Below are 4,071 nucleotides of genomic sequence, written 5' to 3'. Positions count from 1 at the left end.
CGGTGCCGGGGTCGACGTGGTGCGCGGGCGGGGCCGGCTGGCGGGGGAACGGACCGTCGAGGTGGACACCGGTGCGGGGGCCCCGGTGACGGTGACCGCGCGGAAGGCGGTGGTCGTGGCGACCGGGTCGATCCCCGCGATCCCGCCCGTCGAGGGGCTGCGGGAGATCACCACCTGGGACAACCGGGACGCCACCAGCGCGAAGCGGATCCCGTCCCGGCTGCTGGTACTCGGCGGTGGGGTGGTTGGCGCGGAGATGGCGCAGGCCTACCGGAGGCTGGGCGCCGACGAGGTGACGATCGTGGAACGGGCCGACCGGCTGCTGTCCACCGAGGAGCCGTTCGTCGGTGCGGAACTCGCGGAGGCGTTCGACGCCGAGGGCATCCGGGTGCTCACCGGGGCCGGGGCCGCCCGGGCCGCGCGGGAGGCGGCCGACGGGCCGGTCACCCTCACCCTCGACGACGGCACCGACCTGGTCGGGGACGAACTGCTGGTCGCGACCGGACGCCGGGCGCGCACCGACGACCTCGGCCTGGACACGGTCGGTCTGGAGCCCGGGGGGTTCCTCGAGGTGGACGACCGGCTCCGGGTGCGTGGGGTGGACGGTGACTGGCTCTACGCCGTGGGCGACGTGAACGGTCGCGCGCTGCTCACCCACCAGGGCAAGTACCAGGCCCGCACGGTCGGCGACCTCGTCGCGGGTCGGGAGCAGACGGCGTGGGCCGATCACCGGGCGGTGCCCCGGGTGGCCTTCACCGATCCGCAGGTCGCCGCCGTCGGCCACACCGAGCGGCAGGCCCGCGACGCGGGGGTGGACGTGCGGACCGTGCGCTACGACATCGGCAGCGTCGCGGGCGGTGTGCTGCACGGTCGGGGAGTCGGCGGCACCGCCCAGCTCGTTGTCGACCGTCGGCGCCGGGTGCTCGTCGGCGCGGTGTTCGTCGGCCCCGGGGTCGGTGAGCTGGTGCACGCCGCCACCATCGCGATCGTGGGTGAGGTGCCGCTGGACACGTTGTGGCACGCCGTTCCCGCGTTCCCCACGATGAGCGAGGTGTGGCTGCGGTTGCTGGAGGCCGAACGCGGCTCCGCGTAGGCATTGCCGGTCCGGGGGCGGACCGACGCTCAGCGCCAGATGGCGGCGGCCCATTCCGGATGGTCGATGAACGGGTTGCGGTTGTGCTGGAACTGTTCGTGGATCAGCGCGTTCCGCCTGCGTTCGAAGGCGTCGGGCGGGTCGGCCGCGTGCCAGTCGAGCAGCACCGGGAGTCTGCCGAGCCGGGGAACGGATCCGGTGCCGGTGCGGTCGTCGAGTTCGAGGTCCGGTTCGGCACCGTCTCCCTCGTACCGCACGGCCATGTAGAGCACCATGCGGGCGACATCGCCCCTGACCTCGTCGCGGGGTGCGAAGGAGTCGTCGTCGGTGGTGGTGCCCGGTGCCCCGTCGACCGGTTCGCCGCCGAGGTCGAAGTCCTTGCTGTCCCGGATGCTGTTCACCCGCACGTCCGTCGGTCGCAGGTGGTGCAGGTCGCTGCCCGGCCCGTGCGTCCCGAGGTCGCCGCGGGACTTCGGCCAGACGTGCTCGCGGTTCCAGTCCCCGGAACCGCCGCCGTTGTCGTCGGCGTCCCGGGTCGTCCCGCTGTAGAGGAGCACCACGTCGGCCGGGTCCCCCGGGGCCTCGTCGGTGACCCGCAGGGCCTCCCACACCTCGTCGTAGGTGAGCACGGTGTGGTCGCTGACGATGTCGTGCAGCGCCGTCTTCAGCGACCCCCCGGTGAGCCCCTCGGTTCCGGCGTAGTAACCGTCCGGGACCTCCCGGCCGTGGACGACGTCGTCCCCGCGCGGGGGGTCACTGTCGGGGGAGGCGCCACTGTCGGTCGGACCGGTCGTGGTCACGGAGACGCACGACACCAGCATCAGTGTCGACACGGCCCCCGCGGCTCCCGCCGCTCCTCGCGCGGTTCGTCGACCCACCCGGTCCCCCTTTCCGGACGCGGTGGCGACCACGCCACGCCGGAGACCGTACCGCACCACGCCCGTGTGCCGAGTATTCCGGGCCGCCCCGGGAATCCCGTCCGCAGTCGGTCGGTCCTGGACGCCGGGCACCCCGTGGGGCGTGGGGCGGGGAGCGGCGGCGGCGATCCCGAGGAGGTCGTGTGAGCCGGCACCCGATCAGCGATCACGCGCTGCTCTCGGACCGGCATTCGGCCGCGCTGGTGACCCGGGATGGGTCCGTCGACTGGTTGTGTTTCCCGCGGTTCGACAGCCCGTCGGTGTTCGGTGCGCTGCTCGACGACGACGCGGGCCACTGGTCCGTCCGCCCGGTGGGTCCCGCCGAGGTCGAGCGGGACTACGTCGCGGGCAGCATGGTGCTGCGCACCACCTTCCACACCGCCACCGGCACACTGGAGCTGCGGGACGCGCTGGTGCTCGGCGAGGTCGGCGACCCGCACCGGCTCGGTGCGCACGCGCCGCACCGGTTGGTGCGGTCCGTGCGGTGCACCGCGGGGCGGGTCACGGTCGAGACGTGCCTGCGACCACGCCCGGAGTACGGGGTGGTCGTCCCCGTGCTCACCGGTGTCCACGGCGGCATCCGGGCGAGCGGGGGACCGGACCGGCTGCTGCTGTCCAGCCCGCAGTGGCACACCGTCCACGACGGGGAGGCACACGCCTGCTTCGCCCTCGAATCCGGTCAGTCCAGCCACTTCGCGGTGCAGCGGGCCGGGCTCGGCGACCCGGAGCCCCGCCCCCTCGGGCAGTGGGAGATCGCCGACGCCTTGGACGACACGATCGCCGCGTGGCGGGCGTGGTCCGCGCTGCACCAGCACTACGAGGGCCCCTGGCGGTCACTGGTGCACCACTCCGGCCGGGTGTTGCAGGCGCTGAGCTACCAGCCCACCGGCGCCGTCGTGGCCGCCCCCACCACGTCACTGCCCGAGCGGGTCGGCGGCACGCGGAACTGGGACTACCGCTACTCCTGGGTGCGTGACGCCAGCTTCACCATGCGGGCCCTGTGGGTGGCGGCCTGTCCGGACGAGGCGCACGAGTTCTTCGGGTTCATGACCGCGGCCGCCGCGCACACCCGCCCGCGACGCCCTCTGCAGATCATGTTCGGTATCGGCGGCGAACACGACCTGTCCGAACGGGTGCTGGGCCACCTGTCCGGCTGGTGCGACAGCAGTCCGGTCCGCGTCGGCAACGGCGCGTGGACGCAACCCCAGCTCGACGTCTACGGGGAACTGCTCGACGCCGCGTTCCGGTTGCGCGCGCAACTCGGCGAGCTCGACCCGCAGACCCGCACGTTCCTCGCCGGACTCGCCGACGCCGCGGCGGACCAGTGGCGCAGGCCCGACAACGGCATCTGGGAGGTCCGCGGCGAGCCCCGGCACTTCCTGTACTCGAAACTGATGTGCTGGGTCGCGTTGGACCGCGCGGCGGCGATGGCCGACCAGCTGCGGGCCGCCGACCGTGTGCCGGCCTGGCGTGCCTCGGCGGAGGAGATCGCCGAGGCCGTGCTCACCCGGGGGTTCAACGCCGAGGTCGGTGCGTTCACCCAGTCCTTCGGTTCCGCGGAACTGGACGCCTCCGCGCTGATGCTGCCGATCGTGGGGTTCCTGCCGGGAACCGACGCGCGCGTCGTCGCCACCGTGGACGCGATCGCGGAGCGACTCACCGACGAACGCGGGCTCGTGTACCGGTACCGCACCGACACCGGGGTCGACGGGCTCCCCGGGGACGAGGGTGCCTTCGTGCTGTGCACCTTCTGGCTCGCCCACGCCCTCGCCCTGGCCGGGCGGACCCAGCGGGCACGGGAGGTCTTCGACCGTGCGGCGGGCCTGGTCAACGACGTCGGTCTGCTGGCCGAGGAGGTCGACCCGGTCAGCGGCGCCCAGCTCGGCAACTTCCCGCAGGCATTCAGTCATATCGGCCTGGTGAACGCGGCCTGGGCGATCCATCGGGCGGAGTCCGGCCACCGCGACGACCCGGCGGGGTGATGAGCGGTGGCGGCCGTCGCGTCAGGGACGGGTGCGGGGTCGCCGACCGAGGACGGCGGCCGCGGCGCCGGCGAGCGTT

At 73.6% G+C, this 4,071-nt stretch carries 3 protein-coding genes; 2 read left to right on the top strand and 1 reads right to left on the bottom strand.

What is annotated here, in order from left to right:
• Positions 1-1,093, top strand: a 1,093-nt coding sequence (locus ACTIR_RS22800) for an FAD-dependent oxidoreductase (protein WP_052583833.1), incomplete at its 5' end; no start/stop codon positions are given.
• A 29-nt stretch (positions 1,094-1,122) separates the two neighbouring features.
• Here ACTIR_RS22800 and ACTIR_RS0111060 read toward each other — a convergent pair.
• A complete protein-coding gene (locus ACTIR_RS0111060; protein ID WP_026454333.1) occupies positions 1,123-1,914 on the bottom strand; it encodes an endonuclease I family protein in 792 nt (263 codons plus the stop codon).
• Positions 1,915-2,153: 239 nt separating this feature from the next.
• Between ACTIR_RS0111060 and ACTIR_RS0111055 the strand changes: the two genes are divergently transcribed.
• On the top strand, positions 2,154-3,992 hold the full coding sequence (locus tag ACTIR_RS0111055) for a glycoside hydrolase family 15 protein (RefSeq protein WP_026454332.1): 1,839 nt from the start codon (positions 2,154-2,156) through the stop codon (positions 3,990-3,992).
• Positions 3,993-4,071 lie beyond the last annotated feature (79 nt).

The organism is Saccharomonospora iraqiensis subsp. iraqiensis (genome assembly GCF_000430445.1).
Lineage (GTDB): Bacteria > Actinomycetota > Actinomycetes > Mycobacteriales > Pseudonocardiaceae > Saccharomonospora > Saccharomonospora iraqiensis.
The sequence above is the reverse complement of the archived record's forward strand: the minus strand, read 5'-3'. Positions and strand labels throughout refer to the sequence as shown.